Genomic DNA, 26007 nt, shown 5'->3' on the forward strand with positions numbered 1-26007 from the left:
CAATATAAAAACGGATTCCTATATTCGGGGAATCCGTTTTTTGTTTTCCATAGAAAAAAGCCGCGAGAATTCGCGGCTTTCATGTAATCATTATTGAGGTACACGGATTGTCCAGCGGGAGAAATCAGGATTCTCTTTTTGAACCATTTCTTTCGGATAAATAAACGTCCATGGTTTCGACGTGTTCGCTTTAACTGAAAGCGGCGCAAGATTGAATGAGCCGCGTGCGACGACTTCGCCTGTTGCATCGATCAGTTCCAATGGAAGCTTCTCGATATTAATTTGCTTTGAGTGTCCGTTGCGAATGAAGATGGACGCTGCGATACTTCCGTCTTCTTGCTTCTTCACTTGGAAACCGGCGAAATTTACTTCACGTGGTTTCAGTTTCGGCATGTTTTCAACGACTTTTTCAAGCGCTTCTTTTTGCTCGGCAGTTAAGCCGTCTTCCCAAGCTTGTTCAAGTTCAAGCTTATGAGGCACCATCGATTGGACGTTGAATGCGAGCTTCCAGTTTTCAGCAGGTGGCTCTTCAGCGAAGATGTTCTCTTTCGTGAACACGAATACCCATGGGCGTGCACTTTTTCCAGGGATGTCTCCTAATTCCTTCAAATCAAATTCCTGAGATGCGAGCGTTTTGCCTTCCTCATCTAGCAACATTAACTCGACGGAACCGACCGAAATCGATTGTTCCAATGAAGAACGGAAAAATGATTTAACGAGCCAGCTTCCATTTGCCGGTTCAACATCAATATCGATGCCGGAAAGGGAAATTTGGTTCGGCTTCAAAGGCTCTAATTCATTTGCAAGGAAACGGAAAACGTATTCTTGTTCTTGCGATAGCGCCCATTCAGGGTGAAGTGAAAGTGTAGTTTCTACTTCGTCCGTACTAGTTGACTGGGCACTGCCTTCTACTATTTCTTCGGAATCAACCGTACTGTCTGAACCCGTTTTTTCGGTTTTCTTAAAGAGATTAAAAAGTTTCATGATTCTTGGGCCTCCTGTTTTTGTGAAATCATTTTCATAAAGCCGATAACTTCGGACGCAATATTACGGCGTAGTTTCTGATAGTGCGTACCAAACAATTGCAAGCCTTCACGTTGATAAATACGCATAGGATCCTCTTGTCCATAGGACCGCAACCCGATTCCTTCTTTAAGACGGGCCATCACATCGAGATGTTTTACCCACATCGTGTCAATATGACTCAACATAACTTGCGGGATAATGTCGTTCACCTGTTCATTATCAGCGAAAGTATCAAGGTACGCAAACAGGTCGGCAACCGGCTCCTCATAAAACTTCAAAATGTCGGTCGGCTTTTCCAAATTGCGTGGAAGTGTGACCGGTTCCAACAATAGTCCATTCATCGTCTGTTCAATTCGATTGAAATCGAAGTTATCCGGCGTTTCGTGTTCCGGACAACTATCGTAGATGACGAATTCTACTGCTTCAGACATCATTGTTTTCAGTTGGTCGAGTAGATTTTCGCGCTCGAGCACTTTATCTCTCAGTGAATAAAGAACGCCGCGCTGGTCATTAATGACGTCATCGAGCTTTAAATTGTATTCACGCATTGCGAAATGGGCGCCTTCAACGATTCGCTGCGTACGTTCAGTAAGTTCGTTCACATCACCGTTTTGGACAAGTCCATCTTCATTTACAACAACTTTTTTATTAAACTTTTCGAGATCTTCTTTCGCAAACCGTTTGAACATATCATCTTCAAGTGAGATGAAAAATTGGCTTTCACCGTGGTCTCCTTGACGTCCAGAACGTCCGCGCAGTTGGTTGTCAATCCGTCGGCTTTCGTGCTTTTCCGTACCGAGCACGTATAGGCCGCCGAGTTCCTCGACACCTTCGCCGAGCATAATATCCGTTCCGCGTCCCGCCATATTCGTCGCGACGGTAATATGACCTCGTTGTCCAGCTTGGGAAATGAGATCGACTTCCTGCTCAACACTTTTCGCGTTCAATAAATGATAGTCAAGTTTCTCGCGGTCCAAAAACTCCGCAACTTTTTCAGATTGAAGAATGGAAGTTGTCCCAACAAGTACCGGTTGGCCATTGCGATGGCGCTCCGCCACTTCTTTCGCAACTGCTTCATACTTTTGGTCAATCGTTTGATAAACACGATCTGGTGAATCAATGCGCATACGAGGGCGGTTCGTAGGAATTTGGATAACTTCCATGTTATACACTTCACGGAATTCTTTCTCCTGTGTCTTCGCCGTTCCTGTCATCCCACTAAGTTTCGGATACATCCGGAAGTAGTTTTGGATCGTTATTTGCGCTTGGGCTTTATTCTCATCAGTGATTGGCAAGCCTTCCTTTGCCTCAATCGCCTGGTGAAGTCCATCAGAAAGCGTGCGGCCTTCCATAATTCGGCCTGTGAACATATCGACGAGTTCAATCTTGTCGTCCTTCACAATATAATCGACATCGCGTTTGAAGATGACAAAGGCGCGAACAGCTTGAATCATATAATGGTAGAGAGTTTGGTGCTCGAGTTCATATAGATTGTCAATGCCGAACGCCTTCTCAACTTTCTCGATTCCTTCATCGGTTAGTGAAGTCGCTTTCGTTTCATCATCAAAATCAAAATCAACGCCTTTTTTGAAACGCTTTGCGAGTCTAGCAGCGATGAAATGAAGATCTGGATCAGCCTGCATTTTACCTGCGACGATCAACGGCGTTTTCGCCTCGTCGATCAACACGCTGTCCACTTCGTCAATGATGGCAAAGTGATACGGGCGTTGCACCTTTTGAGATGTATGCTGCACCATATTGTCACGAAGGTAATCAAAACCGAACTCGGTTCCGACACCGTATGTAATATCGGCCATATACGCCTTTTGCTTCGCAGGTCCTTGCATCATCGGGACGTTCAAACCGACCGTCAAACCGAGGAAGCGGTGAATTTGGCCAATTTGATCATAGTCACGTCTTGCAAGATAATCGTTAACTGTAATGACGTGAACGCCTTTTCCTTCAAGTGCGCGCAAATAAGAGGGGAGGGACGCAACAAGTGTCTTACCTTCACCTGTCGGCATTTCCGCGATATTGCCTTCAGCGAGTACCATCCCACCGATTAGCTGAACGTCAAAATGACGCATGTCCAATACCCGCTTCGATGCTTCACGGACGACGGCAAATGCGTCTGGAAGAATTGCTTGCACAGTTGCGCCTTCCAGGATTTGTTCTTTAAACACTTCTGTCATATGGGCAAGTTCTTCGTCGGATAACTTTTCATATTTGGATTCCAACTCATTTATGTGTTGGACAACTTTACGGTATTTACGTAGTTGTCTTTCGCTCGTTTTATTTGAACGTTTGAAAATTGATAACATATGATTAACGCTCCTTTATTTTATCCTTCTATAAGGATACTGTTTTATTTTATCAAACTATATACGAAATGACTACCTTGTTACGAAATTGTATATGGTCAGGCAAAGACGGCCCTTTCTATAAACGGTAATAGCAGTCTAGAATGCCTAGTTCCGCTAACTTGGGTGCTTTCCATTGACAGCTGTGCTATAATACTTATGGTTAACTAAAATTATTGTTATTTACGGGGAGGAAGGACATGTTATTCCTTGCAATGGCTGCTGCATTCATAGCTTCCATCATACTAACTCCACTTGTCATAAAGTTTGCGTTCCGGATTGGGGCGGTTGATCATCCGAATTATCGGAAGGTGCACGCATCCGTCATGCCACGTATTGGAGGGATAGCAATTTTCGGTGCTTTTGTCATCGGTTATTTACTATTGCGCCCTGAAGATGAGCATGCGATCGGAATTCTTGTTGGAGCCGTCATTATTATTGTTACAGGCTTCCTCGATGATATGCTTGAAATTACCGCCAAGGCGAAATTGTTAGGCCAACTGGCTGCAGCAATCGTCGTTGTGACGTGGGGCGGTTTACAAATTGAATTTATTAACTTGCCATTTTTTGGCCCGTTTGACTTTGGCTACTTAAGTATTCCAATTACGATTATTTGGATTATCGGCATTACAAATGCCATTAATCTGATCGACGGTTTGGACGGACTAGCTGCGGGCGTTTCTACAATCGCTCTCATTTCTATTACGGTCATGGCCGTCATTATGGGTGACGTGTTCGTTGTCGCGACAGCTGCTATTTTGGCTGCAAGTACACTCGGATTTTTATTCTTTAATTTCCATCCTGCCAAGATTTTTATGGGGGATACCGGGGCGTTGTTCCTTGGCTACATGATCTCCGTATTGGCATTGTTAGGGTTTAAAAACGTTGCGATCGTTTCGCTCGTCATTCCGATCATTATGCTCGGTGTTCCGATTTCCGATACATTTTTTGCAATCGTTCGCCGTGTACGGATGAAGCAACCAATTTCAGCACCGGACAAGTCGCACTTGCATCACTGCTTGCTGCGTGCAGGGTTCTCTCACCGGCAAACTGTCCTCATCATTTATGGACTCGCTATTCTATTTGGTGTAGCGGCAGTGCTCTTCTCGCAAGCGACTGTGTGGGGCGCAATCGTTCTAATTGCCGTCATGCTACTTGCAATCGAGCTGTTCGTCGAAATTATCGGCCTCGCGGGTACGAATTACCGGCCATTATTGAATTTAGTTCGTATGATTGGAAAATAACACTACACAATACAAGTGATATGCGAAACTTCGCATATCACTTTTTTTAGTTTATTTTCAATAAAAAAACATCCCGCTGAAAGGGAGTCAGCCGGGATGGATAGAATCAGTTACGTATTTAATTTAATAATCATCGCTACTGTCAGCAGATTCGTCCGCCGACCCGATAATATTTAAATTGTTACTATCTGTTAACGAAGATGAGTCTGGAATCAAGCCGAGATGAGCTTTCAACATTTGTTTCACATTCTCTAAATCACTTTTGTCCAATTGATAATAATATGGACCTTTCGACCAATCATCATAGCCTTTTAAATTGATTGTATCGATTTGCGGCATGCCGCCTTTTGCATATTCCCAGAAGGAGGTCATTTCATTGAATGTCATGTCGGTTTTCATATTGTCGCCGACCGCTTCGATGACATCACCGTATTTCGTGATGGACTTTACGGATACCATCTCTTTAATGATTGCTTGCATAATCATCTGTTGACGTTTTCCGCGCTCGATATCGCTATCAGCCATACGTGTCCGCGCCAATGCGAGCGCATGCCTACCGTCTAGCTCTTGCAAGCCTTTTTTTAATTGGATTGTGTTTTTATCATTTTCGTCTTTTTCAAGTCTGTTGTATGGGACGTCGACTACAATTCCGCCTAGTGCATCGACGACTTCGATGAATGCATTGAAGTTCATTTTCACATAGTAATCAATTGGAATATCAAGCATTTCTTCTACCGTTTCGATAGCCGCATGTGTTCCGCCGAATGCATGGGCATGATTGATTCTGTCTTTGTAGCCGACTTTCGGGATGTAGACGTAGGAATCGCGCGGAATACTTAGCATCTTAACGGATTTCTCTTCGGGATTAAATGTAGCGACAATAAGAGCATCTGAACGGCTATTGCCTTGCATACGCGCATCGCTATCATCCACACCAATCAAAAGGACGGATACACTGTCTCTCGCGGGTTCTACTCTCGCTTCGCCTCTCAGTTCGGATTTCTGTGTAGCAGGAACGGCTTCATACGCTCGATTGACTGCCTGCTCCGCTTGGTTGCGTAATGACAGGCCATAAGCTGCAACAGCAAGCAAGGCGGTTAGTGAAACTAATAGTCCGACCTTAATAGCTAGCCGTGTTTTTGACGTCTTTTTTTTCATTTTTTTATAATCTTTTCTTTTCATAGCAACTAAAGGCCTCCACCATCGGCTAAGGAATTATCCTAAGCAAATTTACTGTTCCATGAAAAACGGAATGTTGACGCGGAAATATACAGAATCTCTCATAATACACAATAAATCGTCAACTTTCACCATTATACTATTAATTTCCTTTGTCGTATACTATTATTACACTTCAAATTCGAGGAACGAAGTTGAGACTTCGGAAATTTCTGCCTGCCCGTTCGTCAACTCCGTCATCCAACCGATAAATGTATCCGTTTCTGCAATAGGAACGTATAAAAGTAAGCTGACGTCTTCCTCGTACAAAATCTCCTCGAGTGGGTATGGTGATTGCCTCGCTTCATTCTCCACTTTTCCGAGCCACGTATAATCGATAGCCACTTTCATGAGCGCGTGAAGCTTCCGTTCGACGACGCCTGTCGCAGCAATTCCTTCAGTAGTCGCGCGACCGTATGCACGGATAAGACCACCGCCCCCTAATTTAATGCCGCCGAAATAGCGTGTCACGACAACGGCCGTATCTTTCAACCCTTGCTTCTTTAGCACTTCAAGCATAGGGAATCCCGCCGTTCCAGAAGGCTCTCCGTCGTCATTCGCCTTTTGAATCTGATCATGCTCACCGATAATATACGCTGAACAGTTATGAGTAGCTGTATGGTGCAACTTTTTAATGTCTTGAATGAAGTTCATTGCTTCCTCTTCGCTCTCTACACGCTTAACGTACGTAAGGAATCTTGATTTCTGGATGACGATTTCACTTTCGCCTGTCAATTTGACTGTTTTGTAATCTGCTCGCATTTGCAGCACTCCTGTCACTTGTAATACAATTTTAATATGCAATTAGTTTTATGATGATATAATAATAAAGTGTATAAGGAATTAAGGAATACTGCAACATTACCTATGTTTAGCTTAGTGCATTCCAGATTGGAGGGGTTTCGATGACGGAGAATGCAGTTGATATACAAAAGTTGGAAAAGATATTCGATAATATGGTAAATGTGATGGATCAATCTAAAAACGACATATTTACGATTAGCGAACAAAGCCGTCAAACCTTCCAAGAGATGCAAACAGAACTCGTTGTTGTTAAAGAAGATATTTCCCGGGTAATAACTGAAGGTGATTACTTAGAGGATATGACACGACAATCCCGAAGAAGATTAGCAGATGTATCTAAAAACTTTATGAATTATTCCGAAGAACAAGTACGTCAAGCGTATGAAATGGCTAACGATTTACTCGTCAGATTATCAATTAACCGAATGGAAGAAAAGCAATTGCGTGTCCGGCGGGACGAGTTAGATCGACGCATTGCAGCCCTTTTGGAAACAATTGAAAAGGCCGATCATCTAGTCAATCAAGTGACGACGGTTATTACATACTTGACATCCGACTTGAGAAAAGTCGGAGAGGTATTGGAAACGGCCCGACAAAAACAGGAGTTTGCCATTCAAATTATTCAAGCCCAAGAAGAAGAGCGCAAACGATTATCACGCGATATCCATGACGGACCAGCTCAAATGCTCGCAAATGTGCTTCTAAGATCGGGACTCATTGAAAAGACATTTAACGAAAGAGGACCAATTGATGCTTTATCTGAGCTTAGTCAATTGAAAGAAATGGTTAGGAATGCCCTTCTTGAAGTCCGTCGCATTATCTATGATTTACGTCCGATGGCATTGGATGATCTTGGATTGATCCCAACGCTTCGAAAGTATACTTCAACTGTTATGGAGTATGAAAAAGATGTTACTATCCATTTTATGAATAGTGGAGCCGAGAAGCGATTTGAATCTAGTATTGAAGTGGCGGTTTTCCGACTCGTTCAGGAATGCATTTCTAATGCACTTAAACATGGTAAGGCTAGAAATGTTTGGGTGAAAGTCGAATGGCTTCATGATACAATGAACATAGTTGTAAAAGATGACGGCAAAGGGTTTGACCCAAGTCAAACTAAAGATAAATCATTTGGCATTATAGGGATGCGGGAGCGCGTCGAGCTGCTAAAAGGCGAGATGAAAATCATGTCGACAATTGGCAACGGTACAACCGTATTATTCCGTATTCCGTTACATGATAATTTAATTGAATAGGGTATTGGGAGGGAATGACAATGACGAAAATATTAATTGTAGATGACCATCAGCTATTCCGCGAAGGGGTCAAGAGAATTCTTGACTTTGAAGCTTCATTTGAAGTTGTTGGAGAAGGAGACGATGGCAGTGAAGTAGTCGATTTATATCGACGCTTTGAACCAGACGTCGTACTGATGGATATCAACATGCCAGGAATGAATGGAGTAGAGGCGACGGAAGTACTGAAAAGTGAATTTCCGGAAGCGGAAGTAATTATGCTCTCTATCCATGACGATGAAACATATGTGTCGCACGCATTGAAATCAGGTGCGCTCGGCTACATGCTTAAGGAAATGGACGCCGACGCAATTGTCCAAGCAATTAAAGTCGTCGCGACTGGCGGATCTTATTTACATCCTAAAGTGACACATAATTTAGTGTCGGAATTCCGCCGGCTAAGTGAACGGGAACATAAAGGATCTTTCCAACAAAATGATATTCGCCGACCGCTTCATTTATTAACGAAGCGCGAATGCGAAGTGTTACAACTATTGACCGATGGCCAGAGCAACCGGACAATTGGGGAAACACTCTTCATCTCAGAAAAAACAGTTAAAAATCACGTTTCGAGCATTTTGCAAAAAATGGGTGTCAACGATCGGACACAAGCAGTCGTCACCGCAATCAAAAACGGTTGGGTAGAAGTAAAGTGATGTTATACTAAAAGGGACCTTCACATCGAAGGTCCCTTTTATCGTACAGGAGGAATATTAATGAAAAGAATTCTTGTTTTCTCGATTTTTACCTTCGTGCTTATCATTGGCGCATGTTCGAAAAAAGAAGAGAGTTCGAACTACGGTTCTGTCAATGACGGGGAAACCCCGACTGAATTCGGTTCAATCGATCACGGCGTCAAAGATAATAAAGTCGGCTTTAACTTGACTGGCGGTGCAATCGAAGAGGCTGCAAATGTGCCGGCGGAAGAGAGAGAGCTTATTATCCAATCATTCGATACGTATATCAGTGCATTTAACACTCAACAAATTGATGAATATATGGACACGCTTTCCGAAAACCCAAAAAGCTTCAATTTGGATGAAGAGCGCGAGTACATTCAAAGCGTATTTGAACAATACGAATTGTCCCGTAATGCTAAGGATGTTACAATCGTGAAATTTGATGCGGATACGGGTGAAGCCCAAGTGTTTGCAAATTTGTTGACGAAGATGAAACAGAAGTCTACCGGCTTACAGACGAACCGGGATGGCAGGCAAGTAACCGTCTTTACGAAAGAGGGCGGGGAATGGAAAGTGAATTCCGTTTACTATATGGAAGACCAGAAATAACGTTTACTTATAAAAATATTTCCACAGACTGAAGCTGCCCGTGCAATTTGCGGGCAGCTTTTTCAATACTTATATTGCATTCCGGAAATGAAAAAGGTATAATGGGAACAAATGTTCCTTTTGAAAGGAGGAAACAGTGATGCCTTTAATTCCGGCGAAGGCATTGCCCCATTTTGAAAACATGATTTACTTGCCGATGGTCCTAATTGTGTTGCAACGCGATCGGGAACTATTCGAAAAAGGCCCATTCAAATTGAAGGGGCCTTACTTAAAGATGGTCGACGCTACGATAAAACAAGTCCAAAGTGAACTGCAAGAAACGACGTTTTATTTGCGACGGAATAATATGAAAGTGATTCGGAAAACGAGGGATAGTATGTTCACCGAATACATTTTCATTAACGGCGGCTATGAAGATCATCGTCGTTATTTGAATGTCCGTCTCCGCAACCGGACCGAAGAATTATTGGACTTGTATTTTACAAGATCGGGTAATCAGCCGGCGGGCCATTAGGCGAAAACAGAAAAGGGGAACGATCGAAAGCCTTTTGCTGTTTCAAGAAATCCCTCTCGAGTAATCTTGCCAACGAAAATTGACGATACATCGTTGGAATTGAAATTCCTAATTTGTATTTTTCCCCATTTTCCAATGTGACGGATGTACCTAAGCCGTCTGTTTCAAAAAAATCAATTGCATGATAAGAAATCCATACATTTTGATCCGATAGAGGAGATAATGTTGGAATGAGGATTAATGGAATGCCGAAAGCGTTTGCTGTTAGAATTGGCGCCTTCTGTTTATTTTCCCCAAATAATACTCTGGACGTATTCATGACATTTTGATAGCTAGAGCCATAGAAAGTGCAAGAACCGGTCACGATATGTATCGGTTTTTGTAAAACTGTAAGTGTTCTATTTCGCTCAATTACCTTTGTAAAGGTTTTGTTACCTTCTTCAAACGGTTGCAACATGAGAGTATCGAATGATACATAATACCTAGTTACAAATTCAGTCAAATCCTTTTCCTCCTATCCTTATTATTCCATCCCTCACTATAGTATTATAGAACAGAAAATTAGAAAAACAAGTATTTTTAATGAATAGTTAGAACTATTAGATGGGGTTCGATACTACTATAGATTGACATGAAAAATCCCCCGTTAGTAGACGGGGGAATGAGTAAATTATTCAGCTTGGTAGTCCAATGCAACAGCGCCAAGCGTTTTCGCTGCAAGCAGCATCGCCTGTTCCTCAAAGTCGAATTTCGGATGATGGTGAGGATACGTCTCGGCTGGCTGGGCACCTGTGAAGAAAAATGTGCCAGGCACTTTTTCCAAGTAGTATGCGAAATCTTCGCCGCCCATTTGCGGCTTGCTTTCCACGACGTGCTCGACGCCAGGAACCGATTCGGCAACATCTTTCAAATACTCGGTTTCAGCTTGATGGTTCACGACGGCAGGATAGCCGCGGATATAGTCGAACTGGATTTCACAATCGTTGGCAAGCGCCGTACCTTCAACGACTCGGGCCATCTCGCGCTCCATTAAGTCACGGATGTCAGGATTGAATGTACGAACCGTACCGCGAAGCGTTGCAGTATCGGCGATGACATTGAACGCGTTATCGGCAACGAATGAGCCAACAGACAATACAGCCGATTCAATCGGATCGACTCGACGGGAGACGAGCTGTTGTAAGTTCATGACGAGTTGGGCACCGATGACAATCGCATCCTTCGTTTGATGCGGTGCCGCTCCATGACCTCCTGCACCTTGAATCGTAATTTCAAATCGATCGGCAGCTGCCATAATCGGACCTGTCAAATATTCGATTGTTTTGAAGGGGATGAGCGACCAAAGATGCGTACCAAAAATGACATCGACACCGTCTAGGCAACCGTCCTCAATCATTGAAATGGCCCCACCCGGAGCAAACTCCTCGGCGTGCTGGTGAATGAAGACATATTCCCCTGCGAGATCCTCCCGCAACTCATGGATAGCCTTCGCTAATTGCAGCAATGCGGCTGTATGGCCATCATGTCCGCAGGCGTGCATAACGCCGGGCACCGTCGATTTGTAAGGGACATCCTTTTCATCTTGAATTGGCAAGGCATCGAAATCAGCTCGCAAAGCGACTGTCTTGCCGGGACGCGCACCTTTAACACGTGCTACTACGCCGTTGCCGCCGACACCTGTGCGTACTTCAACACCAAGATCTGCGTAGAAATCATGGATATATTGCGCGGTTTTCTCCTCTTGGAATGATAATTCAGGATGCATATGCAAATGTCTACGGATGACGACCATCTCTTCATAAGCGAGATCTAACTTTTCGAACAGTTTCTCATTCATTCAAATACCCCTCTCAAAACGCCTAATTTGTATTTATAATTATAATACGCTTTATGTGCCGCAATCCAGTTAAAAATTATTCATCGTCATCAATTTTTGCGACATACGTCGAAATATAAGCTGCGCTGGAAAAAATATGTGTCGTGTCTCTAGCAAATTCATTCATGTCGGCCGAAAAAATGGATTGCTGGAACGACTGTGAATGAGTCCAACGATCATAATCCGACGCTGCTTCCCATTCGGTCATAATGACATACGTGTCCGAACCGAGTGGGCGCAACAGCCGGAAAGCGAGAAAACCTTGCTCGCTTTCAATCTGGGTGTCGCTCGCGGAAAAGCGGTGTTCGAATACTGGCTTGCTTTCATCTGTGACAGGAATGTTATGGAAGACGAAGTAGCCTTCCTCTTTTAATTCGCCGGCTGTGGCAATTACTTCATACCGTCTCGGTGTTTGGAAAATTGATTTCCCTTCAGTTTCATGCAAAAGAAGGCATTGATTCACGTCTTTCATGAGGATCAATCCTTTATTCGCATGACGCTTTTGAAGTTGCTCCATAAAATCCTCTGTTCCGGTCGTTACATACATATACATGCTGAAACCCTCCTCAACGAATAACTGCTACTTATATTTTCTCTTATTGGGACAATTAAAACAAATGTGTCGAATCCGTGGCAGTAAAGAAAAAAGTAAGCACAATTTGATGACAAATCAGACCAATCACTATACATATGAAAGTAGAACGTCTATATTCATTATCGTATATGTGAACTTTGAGAATGATTATAAAGAAAGTGGGGAATCGATTGATGACAACATTTAACGATACACTGCTTCGTGCTGCTAGAGGAGAAAAAATCGACCATACACCGGTTTGGTTCATGAGGCAGGCGGGACGTTCTCAGCCTGAATACCGCAAAATAAAGGAAAAGTATTCACTAGAAGAGATTACGCAACAGCCAGAGCTTTGCGCGTATGTAACAAAGCTTCCAGTTGACCAATACAATGTCGACGCGGCTATTTTATATAAGGACATTGTTACGCCGCTTCCGGGCATCGGAGTGGACGTGAAAATAAAATCGGGAGTCGGCCCAGTTATCTCAAATCCGATTCGTTCGGTGCAGGACGTTCATAACCTCGGGGAGCTTTCGCCAGAGGACGATATCCCGTTCGTCATGGATACAATTAAAATATTAAAAGAGCAATTGAATGTGCCGTTAATCGGCTTCGCAGGTGCGCCATTCACATTAGCTAGCTATATGATTGAGGGCGGTCCGTCCAAAAGCTATAATTTGACAAAATCCTTCATGGTGTCAGAGCCTGAAGCATGGTTTGCGCTTATGAATAAATTAGGCGATACAATCATCACATCAATTAAAGCTCAAGTAAATGCAGGAGCTGCGGCTATCCAAGTGTTTGATTCATGGGTTGGTGCATTAAATGTATCCGATTATAGGACTTTCATTAAACCTGTCATGACGCGTATTTTTAATGAGCTTCGTGAATTAAATGTGCCGCTTATCACATTCGGTGTCGGGGCAAGTCATTTGGCGAACGAATGGCATGACCTTCCTGTCGATGTTGTCGGCTTGGATTGGCGTTTATCAATTACGGAAGCTCGCGAAAGAGGATTGACGAAAACATTACAAGGAAACTTGGATCCTGCATTGCTTCTAGCAGATTGGGATATTATCGAGGAGCGTGCGAAAGTAATTGTCGAGCAAGGTGTCGAGCACGGCAGCCATATTTTCAACCTCGGTCACGGCGTCTTCCCTGAAGTTCAGCCAGCAACATTAAAACGACTAACAGAATTCGTTCATGAATATAGCGCGCAACTGAGGAAGTAATTGCAAATAAAACTGGCAAAGAGGTGCAACTGATGACAAAAAGGAAAATGGGTCTTTTAGTTATGGCGTACGGAACGCCATACAAGGAAGAGGATATTGAGCCGTACTACACGCATATCCGGCGCGGTCGTCCGCCAGCACCGGAACAATTGGAAGATTTAAAGGCGCGTTACAAAGCAATTGGTGGCATTTCTCCGCTTGCAAAAATTACGGAAAACCAAGCGAACGCGCTTGGCGAACGACTAAATGCGATGCAGGAGAAAATCGAATTCACCGTCTATGTCGGTTTGAAACATATTACACCATTCGTCGAAGAAGCGGTCGAGCAGATGAAGGCTGACGGAATTAACGAAGCAGTGTCGATCGTTTTGGCACCACATTATTCAACATTCTCCGTTAAATCATACAATGAACGTGCAAAGGAAGAAGCCGAAAAGCATGGCATTTCCATTACATCGGTCGAAAGCTGGTACAAGCAACCGAAATTCATCGAATACTGGTCTGATAAAATCCGTAGCACGTACGCGAGCATGAGTGATGCGGAACGTGAAAAGGCGTGCCTCGTCGTTTCGGCGCACTCCTTGCCTGAGAAGATTACGCAATTCGGAGATCCGTATCCGGAGCAACTGGAAGAGACTGCTAAATTAATAGCGGAAGCGGCAGAAGTGGAAACATATGCAGTCGGCTGGCAAAGTGAAGGGCAGACGGGCGAGCCATGGCTCGGACCCGACGTTCAAGACTTGACGCGTGACTTGCATGAAGAGAAAGGTTATGAAACGTTCGTCTACACACCGGTCGGCTTCGTATCGGATCATTTGGAAGTCCTTTACGATAATGACTACGAGTGTAAAGTCGTATGTGATGAAATCGGTGCATCGTATTACCGTCCGGCTATGCCGAATACGGATCCGCTTTTCATTAGCGCAATGGCAGATGCGGTTTTGGAACAATTGAAGGAAGCCTAAACAGGCAGCAAGGAAGTGATGATGGACATGAGTGAACAAAAGAAAAGAGTCGTCATCGTTGGTGGAGGGATCACCGGCCTTTCTGCAGCATTTTATATGCAAAAAACGGCACGTGAACAAAACTTGCCAATTGAAGTAATGCTAATTGAAGCGACAAATCGGCTTGGTGGGAAAATCCAAACAGTCCGTCGCGACGGCTTTGTTGTTGAACGGGGGCCCGACAGCTTCCTCATTCGAAAGAAAAGTATGGATACGTTTGCGAAAGATCTCGGCCTTGGTGGAGACCTTGTACGCAATGCGACAGGTCAAGCGTATATCCACGTGAATGGTCAGTTGCAGCCGATTCCTGGAGGTTCTGTTATGGGCATCCCGACGAAAGTTGGCCCGTTTCTGAAATCCAACTTGTTTTCAATGGCAGGTAAACTGAGGGCGGCAGGCGATTTCGTCTTGCCGCGTTCAGGAATTGAAGGAGACCAGTCACTTGGCCACTTCTTCCGACGCCGATTCGGTACGGAAATTGTTGACAACCTCATTGAGCCGTTGTTATCGGGAGTGTATGCGGGTGATATCGACAAGATGAGTTTGCAATCGACGTTTCCGCAATTTTACGAAGTAGAAAAGAAACACCGTAGCCTCATCCTCGGTATGAAAAAAATGACGCCGAAGCAAGTGCCGCAAAAGAATGGACATGGTGCTTCCCAACAAGGGGCATTCCATTCGCTTAGAAACGGCCTTGAATCAATCGTTGAAGCAGCGGAACAGCATTTGGAACCTGGCACAGTGAGAAAAGGGGTCCGCATCGTAAGCATAGCGAAGCACGGGGAGCAAACATCCCTAGAACTGAATACCGGTGAAACGGTTGTAGCTGACTCCGTCATCGTGACGACGGGTCATATGACGGCAAGCCAATTGTTCGCCCCCTACGGACTGCTTGAAGGGCTGAAAGAAATTAAAACGACATCCGTTGCGACAGTCGCTCTTGCATTTTCTGCAAAAAATATTGTCCAAGATACGGAAGGCACTGGGTTCCTCGTATCTCGGAGCAGCGATTTCTCCATTACTGCGTGCACGTGGGTACATCGAAAATGGCCGACGTCGACACCAGAAGGGAAAGTGTTGCTGCGCGCATTCGTCGGACGGGTCGGAGAAGACGCAATCGTCGATTTGTCGGATGACGAAATTGAACGAATCGTTCTCGAAGACCTTGGGAAAATCATTACAATTAAAGGCAAGCCAGACTTTACGATTATTACACGGTTCAAGGAGGACCGCCCGCAATATCGGGTCGGGCACCGCCAACGAATCGATGCTGCTCGTGCAGAATTGAAAGAGGCTTTTCCGAACGTCAAATTGGCAGGTGCCTCTTATGACGGTGTCGGACTGCCGGACTGTATTAATCAAGGCAAAGCGGCCGTGGAAGAAGTCATTGCTGAATTATGGCCAAAGAAAAACAGCTGAGAAATCGTTTCTCAGCTGTTTTATTTATTAGAAATTATCCACTACTACAAGTTTCACCTTATAGGATATTGCACTCATCGCATTTATTACTGTAGCATTCGTGCTGTTCCTCGATATCTTTTCCACACTCTGCACATATTTTTGCAGGTAGGTTTTTAAAAAACTCAATGACGTTCTCTAGCATCGGTATTCCCTCCTGTCTCTTTGTACTAATACTAAATAGGTGTTTGGGTCATTGTAGTATAACAGATGTGTGAAAAAAATTAGACGATGTTGGACTCGTCACTTTCACGTCATACTCCTCGTGTTCTATAACTAAATTTTATAGTTTGATTGTAATATAACAGCGAAACAAATGTCAACACTTTTCTGTTCATTTCGGATAAAATAGAGTTGAATTCATTTACATAGGGAGCGATTAGTGTGTATTTCGTTGATAATAAAGGCATTACAGATCCAAGGATCAACCTTGCGATCGAGGAGTATGTATTGAGAAATATGGACGTCGATAAAGATTCGTTTCTGCTGTTCTATATTAACGAACCGTCAATCATTATCGGAAAGAACCAAAATACAGTTGAGGAGATTAATACCGAGTACGTTGATGCGAACGGCATCCACGTCGTCCGTAGACTTTCTGGCGGAGGCGCTGTGTACCACGACTTAGGAAATCTCAACTACAGCTTTATAACGAAAGATGACGGGGAGTCATTCCGCAACTTCAAGAAATTCACCGAGCCGGTCATTAACGCGTTGGCGGAAATGGGTGTCACAGCAGAATTGATCGGACGCAATGATATTCTCGTTGAAGGACGGAAAGTTTCAGGAAATGCACAATTTGCAACACAAGGCCGCATGTTTACACACGGGACGTTAATGTTTGATACAGAAATTGAGCGTGTCGTGTCTGCTTTGAAAGTGCGAAAGGATAAGATCGAGTCGAAAGGGATTAAATCAATCCGCAGCCGTGTTGCGAACATTTCAGAGTTCATCGAAGAACCGATGACGATCGAACAATTCCGCATGGGGATTTTGAAATCAATTTTCGAAGGCGAAGAGAATATCCAATATTGGGAACTGACCGATGAAGATTGGGACAACATCCGAGCTCTATCCGCTGAACGTTACGGAAATTGGGACTGGAATTACGGCAAATCCCCGAAATTCAATATGCAACACTCTCACCGCTTCCCAGTCGGCGGCATCGATGTGCGCTTGCATGTAGAAACAGGAAAAATCGATGACGTTAACATTTACGGCGACTTTTTCGGTGTAGGTGATGTAGCGGTCGTCGAGGAAAGTCTGAAGGGCATTCAATACGATCGTGAGTCTATTACGAAAGCACTCGACGCAGTCGATATTCCGACGCTACTAGGCGGCATTACGAAAGAAGAATTCATTAATTTAATCTATTAAATTGAAAACCGGTGCATAGCCGGTTTTTTCTTTTGCGATAGTATATGCAACGTAGTTTTAGGTGGTGTGGTCATCGTACATAGCCTTCAATATCGGCGTGTTTTTCCCATATAGTGGGCGAACGGTGATAAAGTGTGCTTGAGCGGTGATAAAGACTACCTGAACGGTGATAAACTCCGGTTAAGCGGTGATAAATTCGGGAATTGGTGGTAACAGGCCGAGAGTCGGTGGTAAAGTCCCCCGAGTCGGTGGTAACGCATCGAATAGCGGTGGTAAAGTGCTTCGAGTCGGTGGTAAACCTTATAAAGTCGGTGATAACCCATTTCTTAGCAAACTCCTCCCGCCCACCGAGCGTCTAGTGCGCTTTTGCGATATACTATATGGAATAAAGAAGGGGGAATTTGCGATGAGGAACCACCGTATCTTCATTGTTGAGGACGATAAAAAAATTGCGCGGTTGCTAGCAGATACGTTGCGCAAATATCAGTATGACGTAGCGATTGTCGAGGACTTTGATAATGTGGAGGCGGAATGTTTGGCGTTCGATCCGCATTTAATTCTCCTCGACATAAATCTGCCTTCGTATGACGGCTATTATTGGTGCCGACAGCTTCGGCAGACGACGACGTGCCCAATTATTTTCATCTCCGCGCGTTCGGGCGATATGGACCAAGTGTTTGCGCTTGAAAACGGAGGGGATGATTTCATAACGAAACCTTTCCATTACGAGATCGTCCTTGCGAAGATTAGAAGCCATTTAAGAAGGGCGTTTGGGGAATATGCGCCGAGCCAAGGGGAGCGCACAGTAAAGCTCGGTTCGCTGGAGCTGTTCATTGAGCGGATGGAGTTGCATTTGCGGGAGGAGGAAATTCCTCTTCAGAAAAAGGAATGTGTCATCCTTGAGCTATTGATGGAGGCGTCGCCGAAAGTCGTTTCACGGGAGACGTTGCTCGAAGAATTATGGGACGACCAGTCATTTGTCGACGAAAATACACTCAATGTAAATATGACGCGTGTACGGAAAAAACTGGCGGATTATGGCGTGCAGTCGATCATCGAGACAGTCCGCGGGTCAGGCTATCGTTTTCTCGTCGCACCGGAGGAATTATGAGGCAAATTGTTTTATTTCTAAAAGAACATTTGTCGTGGGTCATCTTCGAGATGATGCTCGTGACGTTCATACTTATCTTGTATTGGCTCGATGGCTTTCGGGGGCTCAATACGGCTATTTACTCGATTGTAATGAGCTTGTTGCTAACAGCGGGCTTCCTCATCGGGAAATTTATTACCCGGCGTAATTATTACAACGCGATTTTGCGTAAACCGGAAAAGATGGAAGATGCGCTCATTCGAAATGTGCAGACGACGGAGCAGCTTCAATCAGCTGCATTCATGCGTGATTTGTATGGATTATACCAAGCCGAAGTGCAATCGCTGTACGCCTCCCAGCACAGGCAGCTCCAGTTCGTCAATCAATGGGTGCATCAGATGAAGACTCCGATTTCTGTCATTAACTTGCTCCTTCAAGAAGAAGGTGAGCTTGATAAGCGGAGCATTAGCGAGGAAATGGAGAAGATCCAGCGAGGGCTCGATATCGTCCTTCTCAACGCGCGTCTTGAGACGTTCGAGGAAGACATGCAAATCGAACGGGTCGGCTTGAAGAGTCTCATTCAGCAGATCGTGACAGATCATAAGCGACTGTTCATAACGAATGGCGTTTATCCGGTCATTTCAATCGATGAGTCGCTCGTCGTTGCGACGGATGCAAAATGGATGAAAATCGCCATCGGGCAGTTCATTACGAATGCTGTGAAATATACGTTTGAGAAAGGGAAGCGTCTCTATTTGTCAGCGAGACAAACCGCTATTGGCTTCGAACTTACTATTCGCGATGAAGGGGTAGGCATTCCGGCATCCGATCTGAAACGGGTGACGAAGGCGTTCTTCACGGGTGAAAATGGCCGTCTGACTGGTGAGTCGACAGGAATGGGACTATATATCGCCGATGAGGTTTGTTTGAAGCTCGGGCATCCATTGACGATTAGTTCGGAAGTCGGGCAAGGAACTTCCGTCAAGATTCTGTTTACAAATGGAGAGATAGGTGAAGCAGATGAAGAACAGAATCGTTGAATTAGAGCAAGTGACGAAGATTTACGAAGGGAAAGTAATGCACCGCGCACTTAATCGCCTTGATTTTGAGGCGGATGAGGGTGAATTCATCGCCATTATGGGACCTTCCGGCAGCGGGAAAACGACGTTGTTGAACATTATTTCGACAATCGACATACCGACGTACGGGCGCGTTACGATTGACGGCGTCGAGCCTGAAGCGTTAAAAGCGAATGAATTGGCGCTGTTTAGGCGGCACAACTTCGGCTTCGTCTTTCAAGACATTAACTTGCTAAAAAGCTTAACGGTAGAAGAAAATATCGTCTTGCCGCTCACATTAGACGGTTTGCCGATTAAAGATATGCAAAAGCGGGTCGATCGGCTTGCGGGACAATTAAGTTTAAAGGAAATTCTAACCCGTCGTCCGGATGAGCTGTCGGGTGGACAGGCACAGCGAACTGCTGTTGGAAGGGCGTTAATTCATAAGCCGAAACTCATTTTGGCGGATGAACCGACAGGGAATCTCGACTCGAAATCTGCAAAGGAAGTTCTCGAATTGCTAAGCCTTGTTAATCAAACCGAAAAGACGACGATTATTATGGTGACGCATGATCCAATTGCAGCGAGCTATTGCGACCGCGTGTTGTTCATTAAGGACGGGGAATTTTTCAATGAAATCTACAAGGATGAGCGGCGCCAGACGTTTTTCCAACGAATTTTGAACGTGCTCAGTTTACTTGGAGGGAATGTTAATGATTTGCGGATGCTATAAGACGGATAGCCAAATAGAGAGGCGTACGACATGACGTTTCGTCAGTTTGCTTTTCGGAATGTCGTGCGCAACCGGCGGATTTACGCTGCCTTTTTCATGGCGAGCGTTTTTTCGGTTATGGTGTTTTTCCTTTATTCGATGTTGCTCTTTCATCCGTCGATTGAAGGAAGTGCATTGCAAGACATTGCCGTACTCGGCATGGGCATCGCTGAACTCATCCTTTACATATTTACGATGTTTTTCCTCTTTTATTCGATGCGTGCATTTTTGCAAGCAAGGACGAAGGAGTTCGGCATCCTTCTTCATTTAGGGATGGAGAAGCGGCAATTACATCGTCTCATTTTCATCGAGACGCTCATTATTGGCACGGCATCGATCGGTGTTGGCACGTTTTTAGGATATATGTTTTCGAAGTTTTTCTTCATGGTCGTCAAAAGAATCGTCATGCTGCCGGCGCTCCCGTTGTACATATCGTGGGAGCCGTTCGCGTTGACGGTCGGCGCTTTCTTAAGCTTGTTCATCATTATTTCGTGGGTCGCACCCGTTTTCATTCGGACTGGCAAGCTTGATGAGTTAATCCGCAGTGACGGTGTCGGCGTCGAGCAACACGGTTTTTCATTATTCCGTGGAGTCGTTGGCCTCGTGCTACTTGGCTTATCGTATACTTTGGCCGCTCTAACGTCGAACAGCATCGTCATCGGCCTCGTCTTCTTGTTGCCACCGCTCGCGACGCTCGGTACGTACTTCTTTTTCACGGACTCCTTACCGTTCATCCTCCATCTGTTCAAAGTGCGGAAGGAGTTTTATTGGCGGCATTTCCGCTTGCTTGCGATTTCCGAAGGTGTCATCCGATTGAAGGAAAATGCCCGAATGTTTTTCATCGTCACGATCGTCTCGACGGTCGCATTCATGTCGGTCGGCATCCTTGCGTCGCTCACATCATTCGCTTCCCAATACCGGGAAATGAACCCGCTCGGCCTCGTGTACGAAAGTTTTCCGGGCAATGAACTGGAGCAAGAGCATATTAACCGGCTAGGCTATGAACTGAGAAAGAATGAAATCGAGTATACATACGTCCGGTTCCCAGTGCTCGCACAGCGATCGTCGTTAACGGACTATACTGTTTCGATCATCAAGCTTTCGAGTGTAAATAGACTTGCAAGTTCGTTCGGCAAAGGCGCATTTGAATTAAAGGAAGGGGAAGCACTCTTCTTGCCGCCAACCGTATCTACATTTGAGCGGCTGAACAAGCAATCCGTTAAGACGGTGCTCGAGGAAAGTGGCATCGCGGTACGAATAAACGGAGCCTACCCGTACGAACTGTTCCCGGCCCATGCAATCGCCACGAACACAATTATTTTAAATGACGCCGATTATGAAAAACTCGCTTTGCTTATCGAGCCGGCGTCCATCTATCACGCTTTCGACATTCCGGACTGGCAGAAGACGAAAAGCATTGGACTGACGATTGAGCATTCCGTCTCTGAGTCGCTTTTGCTTGGGACACGGAACAAGCTCCTTTTCACGTTCGATAATCCCGGCTTAAACTATTCCATCATGCGGACGACATTTACATTGCTCCTCTTCATCGGGTTGTTGCTTGCTGGCGTTTTCTTGCTTGCAGCAGGGAGCTTCATCTATTTCCGCTTGTATACATCGCTCGACATCGACCGTAAGCAGTTCGATGTACTTAGACGTATGGGCATTACCGACAAGGAATTCAAGAAAATCGTTAACCGACAGCTCATCCCTCAATTTTTCGTCCCGTGGGGCGTTGCGCTCGTCCATAGTTCGTTCGCGTTCCTATCGTTGCAAGTTATATGGGACGCTCTCGCGGAAATTTCGATTGTTCGCGAACTGACGATGGTGCTCGTCGGATTTACGGTTCTTCAAGTCATTTATTTCTATCTCATCCGTTGGCGTTACTTGGCGCATATTCGGGTGGCTGAAAATTAGTTGAGTAGTTGCCTTCCCACGAAAAGTTGGGAAGGCTTTTTGAATGTTTTTTGAAATAAAAAAGAGTGCATGTCTAATTTTGATTTCTATACATTTTCTAAAAGTATTGTGAACTTTTAGTTTTTCTTATATAATAATAGATGGGTTAAATGAATGATTGTTCATTCAATTCTAAAAGGGAGGGTGTTCAGTATGAATTTAGTGTCACACGTTTATGAGACGTCGAAGCTACAGCCGAGTAAAACGGCTTATCACTTCATGGGGAAAGACACATCATATGCCGAGTTCGACAAATCCGTGTCGATGCTTGCGTCAGCATTGCAAGGGGTTGGAATCGAAAAGGGCGATCATATCGCGTTTTTATTAGGGAATACACCGCATTTCCTCATTTCGTTGTACGCAACGATGCGGATCGGAGCGACAGCAATTCCAATCAATCCGATTTATACACCTGACGAAATTTCGTACATTTTACATAATAGTGATGCAAAAGCGGTCATCGCGCTCGATCAGCTATTGCCACTCGTCGAAAGTTCCGTATCGATGTTTCCTTCGATCGAGCACTATATCGTCTGCGAAATGAGTGCTGAAACGGGAGAAAAAGTGGCGGCATTGCCAGAGAAGGCGAAAGCGAAAGTGAAATTGTTTTCTCAATTAATCGCCACAGGCCGACCGGATCTCGAGCCGATTGCCGTCGATGAAAATGAAACCGCTGTCATTCTTTATACGTCCGGAACGACTGGTCATCCGAAGGGTGCAATGCTAACGCATAAAAATTTGTACTCGAACGCGCGTGACGTCGGGGACTATTTAGGTTTCTCGGAAAACGACCGGGTCGTCGCGACGTTGCCCGTTTTCCATGTATTCGCGTTAACCGTCGTCGTAAATGCCCCATTATTAAAAGGGGCGACAATCTTGCTCGTACCACGTTTTAGTCCGGCGGATGTGTTCCAAACAATTAAAGAACAGAATGGGACTGTATTCGCGGGAGTGCCGACGATGTACAATTTCCTTTATCAATTCCCGGAAGGCGACCCGGCAGACTTCAGCACGATCCGCCTAGCGATTTCTGGAGGGGCGTCGTTGCCGGTCGCATTGCTCCATAACTTCGAGAATAAATTCAATGTGAAAATCTCAGAAGGATACGGCCTGTCCGAAGCGTCACCGGTTACATGCTTCAACCCGTTAGATCGCGAGCGGGTGCCCGGATCAATCGGAACGAACATCATCAATGTAGTAAATAAAGTCGTGGACGAATATGGCGCTGAAATGCCTGTCGGCGAAGTTGGTGAGCTCGTCGTCCAAGGACCGAATGTCATGAAAGGCTATTACAAAATGCCGGAAGATACTGCAGCTGCTATCCGTGACGGTTGGCTCTACACAGGCGACTTAGCCCGTCAGGACGAAGACGGTTATTTCTACATCGTCGACCGAAAGAAAGATATGATCATCGTCGGCGGCTACAACGTCTACCCACGGGAAGTCGAAGAAGTGCTTTTCACACATGACGACATCGTCGAAGCAGCGGTCATCGGCGTGCCCGATCCCGATTTCGGCGAAGAAGTCCAAGCGTTCGTCGTACTAAAAGAAGGCGCTGTCGAGGACGCAGATAAACTAAAAGCCTTCTGCGCTAATCGCTTAGCAAAATATAAAGTACCGAAAACAATTGAGTTCCTAGACGAACTACCGAAAAACACAACCGGCAAAATTTTACGCCGCCAGTTGAAAGATCAATTGAAAGTATAAATGGTAGAGCCCTTCCACGTGAGTTCGCGGAAGGGCTCGTTTTTATCGTCAAGGTCCACTCAGCCGTTGCTTCAGATCCCAATTCGTCTACATCGGAAAAAACATTCGAAATTTAAAAGGGGAAACTCCTCCGGGTGTCGAAATATGTAGACTAGATAAAAGAAGGGGGAATTCCTATGAGAAACCTACAAACAGAAGATTTATTCAAACTGCAATCCGTCACGAACCCGCAGCTTTCGCCTGACGGAAAAGAAGCATTGTTCATCAAAACGCATATCGACGAAGAGGAAAACAAATATATCGCAAACTTGTATCATATCGACCTAAAGACGAAAGAAACGACGCAATGGACATACGGAAAACAACGCGTCAGCTCCCCTAAATGGTCGGCGGACGGCAAGCAGATCGCTTTTTTGTCGAATCGCGACGATAAAAACCAGCTATACCTTCTATCTGCCCGCGGAGGCGAGGCGAAGAAACTAACATCCTTCGATAAAGGGGTATCCGGCTTCGAATGGTCACCATGCGGAACGAAAATTTGGTTTGACGCCTCTCTGAAGGAAGGCAAGGCATTTACGGACAAGGAAGAGAAGGATGAAAAGAAGAAACCAGAACCAGTTCGTGTCACGAAGATGAAGTACAAAATGGACGGCATCGGGTTATTGCCGCAAGATTCATACAAACAAATCGGTGACATCGATCTTGTAACAGAAGAAGTAACGCAATTTACGGAAGGGAATTACCAACATACGTTGCAAGCCGTTTCAATAGACGGCAGCAAGCTCGTTATTAGTGTAAACCGAAGCGAGAACTTAGACTGGGAATTCCGCCAACCGCTCTATTTAGTCGATATTGAGTCGAAGGAAGAGACGGTTATCGTCGATGAAGAAGGGTATTACGGAGGCGCAAAATTTTCGTTTGACGACAATTATATCGCGTACGTCGGTTCGGATCGCATGTTCCAAAACGCGACGCACGGCGAATTGTACGTATACGACACGAGGCGCGGCAATACGATTAATATTACGGAAGGCGTTGATGCACCAGTTGGCGACTATACGGTTGCGGACCATCAGCAAGGAGTAAGTGCACCGAGTGCCGTCTGGACGAAAGACAATCATTTGTACTTCCAACTTTCAACGATGGGCGACGTCCGCCTTTATTTCGCAACGCTCGAAGGGGAACTATACCCGGCATCACCTGAAGACGAGCACGTTTACGGCTACGATGTGAACGGGGAAGGCGATTTTGCGTTAGTCGCAGTGAGCGATCCCGTAAATCCGGGAGAAATTAAACAATTGACGATTGCGACGGGTGAAAGGGAAGCTCTCACTTCATTTAATAAAGACTATTTGCAAGAAGTTAAACTCGTTAAACCGGAAGCAATTGTCTTCAAAGGGGCGAAAGACTGGGATGTCCATGGCTGGCTCATGAAACCGGTAGACTTTAAAGAAGGGGAGAAATACCCACTCATCGTCGACATTCATGGCGGACCACACGCAATGTTCGGCAATACGTTCTTTCATGAAATGCAGCTGCTTGCAGCTAAAGGATTCGGTGTCCTTTACATTAACCCGCGCGGCAGTCACGGCTACAGCCAGCTATTCGTCGATGCAGTCCGCGGCGATTACGGCGGGGGCGACTATGAAGATATTATGGCGGCAACCGACTACGTATTGGCAGAAAATGAATGGATTGACGAAAATCGCCTCGGCGTAACAGGCGGGAGCTATGGCGGCTTCATGACGAATTGGATCGTCGGCCATACGAACCGATTCAAAGCGGCTGTCACACAGCGCTCAATTTGTAACTGGATTAGCTTCTTCGGCGTATCTGACATCGGCTATTACTTCAGCGACTGGCAAATTGCCGCAGACATGAAAGACGTCGAAACGCTATGGAAGCATTCTCCGTTGAAATATGCGGAAAACGTCGAGACGCCGTTATTAATTCTTCATTCAGAAAAAGATTTCCGCTGCCCGATTGAACAAGCGGAGCAGCTCTACATTACATTGAAAAGCATGGGGAAAGAGACAGAATTCGTCCGCTTCCCGGATGCTGACCATAACTTATCGCGGACCGGCGCACCGAATCTGCGAATTGAAAGGTTAAACGAGATTACGGGCTGGTTCGCGAAGTACTTATAAGAACCA

At 45.1% G+C, this 26007-nt stretch carries 23 protein-coding genes; 15 read left to right on the top strand and 8 right to left on the bottom strand.

Annotated elements, in window-relative coordinates:
- Positions 1-90: 90 nt before the first annotated feature.
- Complete coding sequence (locus tag QM454_RS09985; RefSeq protein ID WP_432357408.1) at positions 91-984, bottom strand: accessory Sec system S-layer assembly protein; 894 nt, start codon at positions 982-984, stop codon at positions 91-93.
- Positions 981-3347 carry an accessory Sec system translocase SecA2 gene (secA2, locus tag QM454_RS09990; protein ID WP_432357410.1) on the bottom strand — a complete coding sequence of 789 codons (2367 nt, stop codon included), beginning with the start codon at positions 3345-3347 and terminating at the stop codon, positions 981-983. The genes QM454_RS09985 and secA2 overlap by 4 nt, the downstream gene beginning before the upstream one ends.
- A gap of 239 nt (positions 3348-3586) precedes the next feature.
- Here secA2 and QM454_RS09995 point away from each other — a divergent pair, with 239 nt between their 5' ends.
- Positions 3587-4630, top strand: coding sequence for a glycosyltransferase family 4 protein (locus QM454_RS09995; protein ID WP_432357411.1), 1044 nt, complete (start codon positions 3587-3589; stop codon positions 4628-4630).
- A 123-nt stretch (positions 4631-4753) separates the two neighbouring features.
- Here the strand turns inward: QM454_RS09995 and QM454_RS10000 are convergent, their stop codons facing one another.
- Entirely contained in the window at positions 4754-5812 is a 1059-nt protein-coding gene (locus QM454_RS10000; protein WP_432357413.1) for an LCP family protein, read from the bottom strand.
- A 165-nt stretch (positions 5813-5977) separates the two neighbouring features.
- A complete protein-coding gene (locus tag QM454_RS10005; protein ID WP_432357415.1) occupies positions 5978-6610 on the bottom strand; it encodes a YigZ family protein in 633 nt (210 codons plus the stop codon).
- Between the two features lie 143 nt (positions 6611-6753).
- On the opposite strand from QM454_RS10005, the gene QM454_RS10010 reads away from it, so the two are divergent.
- The 4 genes from QM454_RS10010 to QM454_RS10025 all read left to right on the top strand — a co-directional run bounded on the left by QM454_RS10010 (position 6754) and on the right by QM454_RS10025 (position 9750).
- The gene (locus tag QM454_RS10010; RefSeq protein WP_432357417.1) at positions 6754-7908 is read left to right on the top strand and encodes a sensor histidine kinase; all 1155 of its coding nucleotides are present in this window, start codon (positions 6754-6756) and stop codon (positions 7906-7908) included.
- Between the two features lie 20 nt (positions 7909-7928).
- Entirely contained in the window at positions 7929-8603 is a 675-nt protein-coding gene (locus tag QM454_RS10015; RefSeq protein WP_432357419.1) for a response regulator, read from the top strand.
- A 60-nt stretch (positions 8604-8663) separates the two neighbouring features.
- Positions 8664-9236, top strand: coding sequence for a nuclear transport factor 2 family protein (locus QM454_RS10020; protein WP_432357420.1), 573 nt, complete (start codon positions 8664-8666; stop codon positions 9234-9236).
- A gap of 139 nt (positions 9237-9375) precedes the next feature.
- Positions 9376-9750 carry a hypothetical protein gene (locus tag QM454_RS10025; RefSeq protein WP_432357422.1) on the top strand — a complete coding sequence of 125 codons (375 nt, stop codon included), beginning with the start codon at positions 9376-9378 and terminating at the stop codon, positions 9748-9750.
- On the opposite strand, the gene QM454_RS10030 is transcribed toward QM454_RS10025, so the two are convergent.
- The 3 genes from QM454_RS10030 to QM454_RS10040 form a co-directional block, all read right to left on the bottom strand.
- Positions 9716-10252: a competence protein ComK gene (locus tag QM454_RS10030; protein ID WP_432357424.1), complete on the bottom strand. Its 537-nt coding sequence runs from the start codon at positions 10250-10252 to the stop codon at positions 9716-9718. The genes QM454_RS10025 and QM454_RS10030 overlap by 35 nt on opposite strands.
- Positions 10253-10420: 168 nt before the next feature.
- Positions 10421-11587 (bottom strand): M20 metallopeptidase family protein, encoded by a 1167-nt coding sequence (locus QM454_RS10035; protein WP_432357425.1) that lies wholly within the window; start codon positions 11585-11587, stop codon positions 10421-10423.
- Positions 11588-11663: 76 nt separating this feature from the next.
- Entirely contained in the window at positions 11664-12179 is a 516-nt protein-coding gene (locus tag QM454_RS10040; RefSeq protein ID WP_432357427.1) for an antibiotic biosynthesis monooxygenase family protein, read from the bottom strand.
- A gap of 215 nt (positions 12180-12394) precedes the next feature.
- Between QM454_RS10040 and hemE the strand changes: the two genes are divergently transcribed.
- From hemE to hemY, 3 genes are read left to right on the top strand one after another with little or no spacing between them, the layout of a single operon-like run.
- Positions 12395-13432: a uroporphyrinogen decarboxylase gene (hemE, locus tag QM454_RS10045; protein ID WP_432357428.1), complete on the top strand. Its 1038-nt coding sequence runs from the start codon at positions 12395-12397 to the stop codon at positions 13430-13432.
- 32 nt (positions 13433-13464) lie between these two features.
- The gene (hemH, locus tag QM454_RS10050) at positions 13465-14397 is read left to right on the top strand and encodes a ferrochelatase (protein WP_432357429.1); all 933 of its coding nucleotides are present in this window, start codon (positions 13465-13467) and stop codon (positions 14395-14397) included.
- A gap of 21 nt (positions 14398-14418) precedes the next feature.
- A complete protein-coding gene (gene hemY, locus QM454_RS10055) occupies positions 14419-15855 on the top strand; it encodes a protoporphyrinogen oxidase (RefSeq protein WP_432357431.1) in 1437 nt (478 codons plus the stop codon).
- 58 nt (positions 15856-15913) lie between these two features.
- On the opposite strand, the gene yhfH is transcribed toward hemY, so the two are convergent.
- Positions 15914-16039 carry a protein YhfH gene (gene yhfH, locus QM454_RS10060; RefSeq protein ID WP_432357433.1) on the bottom strand — a complete coding sequence of 42 codons (126 nt, stop codon included), beginning with the start codon at positions 16037-16039 and terminating at the stop codon, positions 15914-15916.
- A gap of 239 nt (positions 16040-16278) precedes the next feature.
- Between yhfH and QM454_RS10065 the strand changes: the two genes are divergently transcribed.
- The 7 genes from QM454_RS10065 (at position 16279) to QM454_RS10095 (ending at position 26001) form a co-directional block, all read left to right on the top strand.
- Positions 16279-17271 carry a lipoate--protein ligase gene (locus QM454_RS10065; protein WP_432357436.1) on the top strand — a complete coding sequence of 331 codons (993 nt, stop codon included), beginning with the start codon at positions 16279-16281 and terminating at the stop codon, positions 17269-17271.
- Positions 17272-17677: 406 nt separating this feature from the next.
- Positions 17678-18382, top strand: a complete 705-nt coding sequence (locus QM454_RS10070) for a response regulator transcription factor (protein ID WP_432357439.1) — start codon at positions 17678-17680, stop codon at positions 18380-18382.
- Positions 18379-19401, top strand: a complete 1023-nt coding sequence (locus tag QM454_RS10075; protein ID WP_432357442.1) for a sensor histidine kinase — start codon at positions 18379-18381, stop codon at positions 19399-19401. The genes QM454_RS10070 and QM454_RS10075 overlap by 4 nt, the downstream gene beginning before the upstream one ends.
- Positions 19382-20152 carry an ABC transporter ATP-binding protein gene (locus tag QM454_RS10080; RefSeq protein WP_432357444.1) on the top strand — a complete coding sequence of 257 codons (771 nt, stop codon included), beginning with the start codon at positions 19382-19384 and terminating at the stop codon, positions 20150-20152. Before QM454_RS10075 ends, QM454_RS10080 begins: the two co-directional genes overlap by 20 nt.
- A gap of 30 nt (positions 20153-20182) precedes the next feature.
- The gene (locus QM454_RS10085) at positions 20183-22108 is read left to right on the top strand and encodes an FtsX-like permease family protein (protein WP_432357447.1); all 1926 of its coding nucleotides are present in this window, start codon (positions 20183-20185) and stop codon (positions 22106-22108) included.
- A gap of 192 nt (positions 22109-22300) precedes the next feature.
- Complete coding sequence (locus QM454_RS10090) at positions 22301-23854, top strand: fatty acid--CoA ligase family protein (protein ID WP_432357450.1); 1554 nt, start codon at positions 22301-22303, stop codon at positions 23852-23854.
- A 176-nt stretch (positions 23855-24030) separates the two neighbouring features.
- The gene (locus QM454_RS10095; protein ID WP_432357453.1) at positions 24031-26001 is read left to right on the top strand and encodes a S9 family peptidase; all 1971 of its coding nucleotides are present in this window, start codon (positions 24031-24033) and stop codon (positions 25999-26001) included.
- Positions 26002-26007: the final 6 nt, after the last annotated feature.

Origin of the sequence: Sporosarcina sp. UB5, from assembly GCF_050859005.1 — a bacterium.
Classification (GTDB): Bacteria; Bacillota; Bacilli; order Bacillales_A; family Planococcaceae; genus Sporosarcina.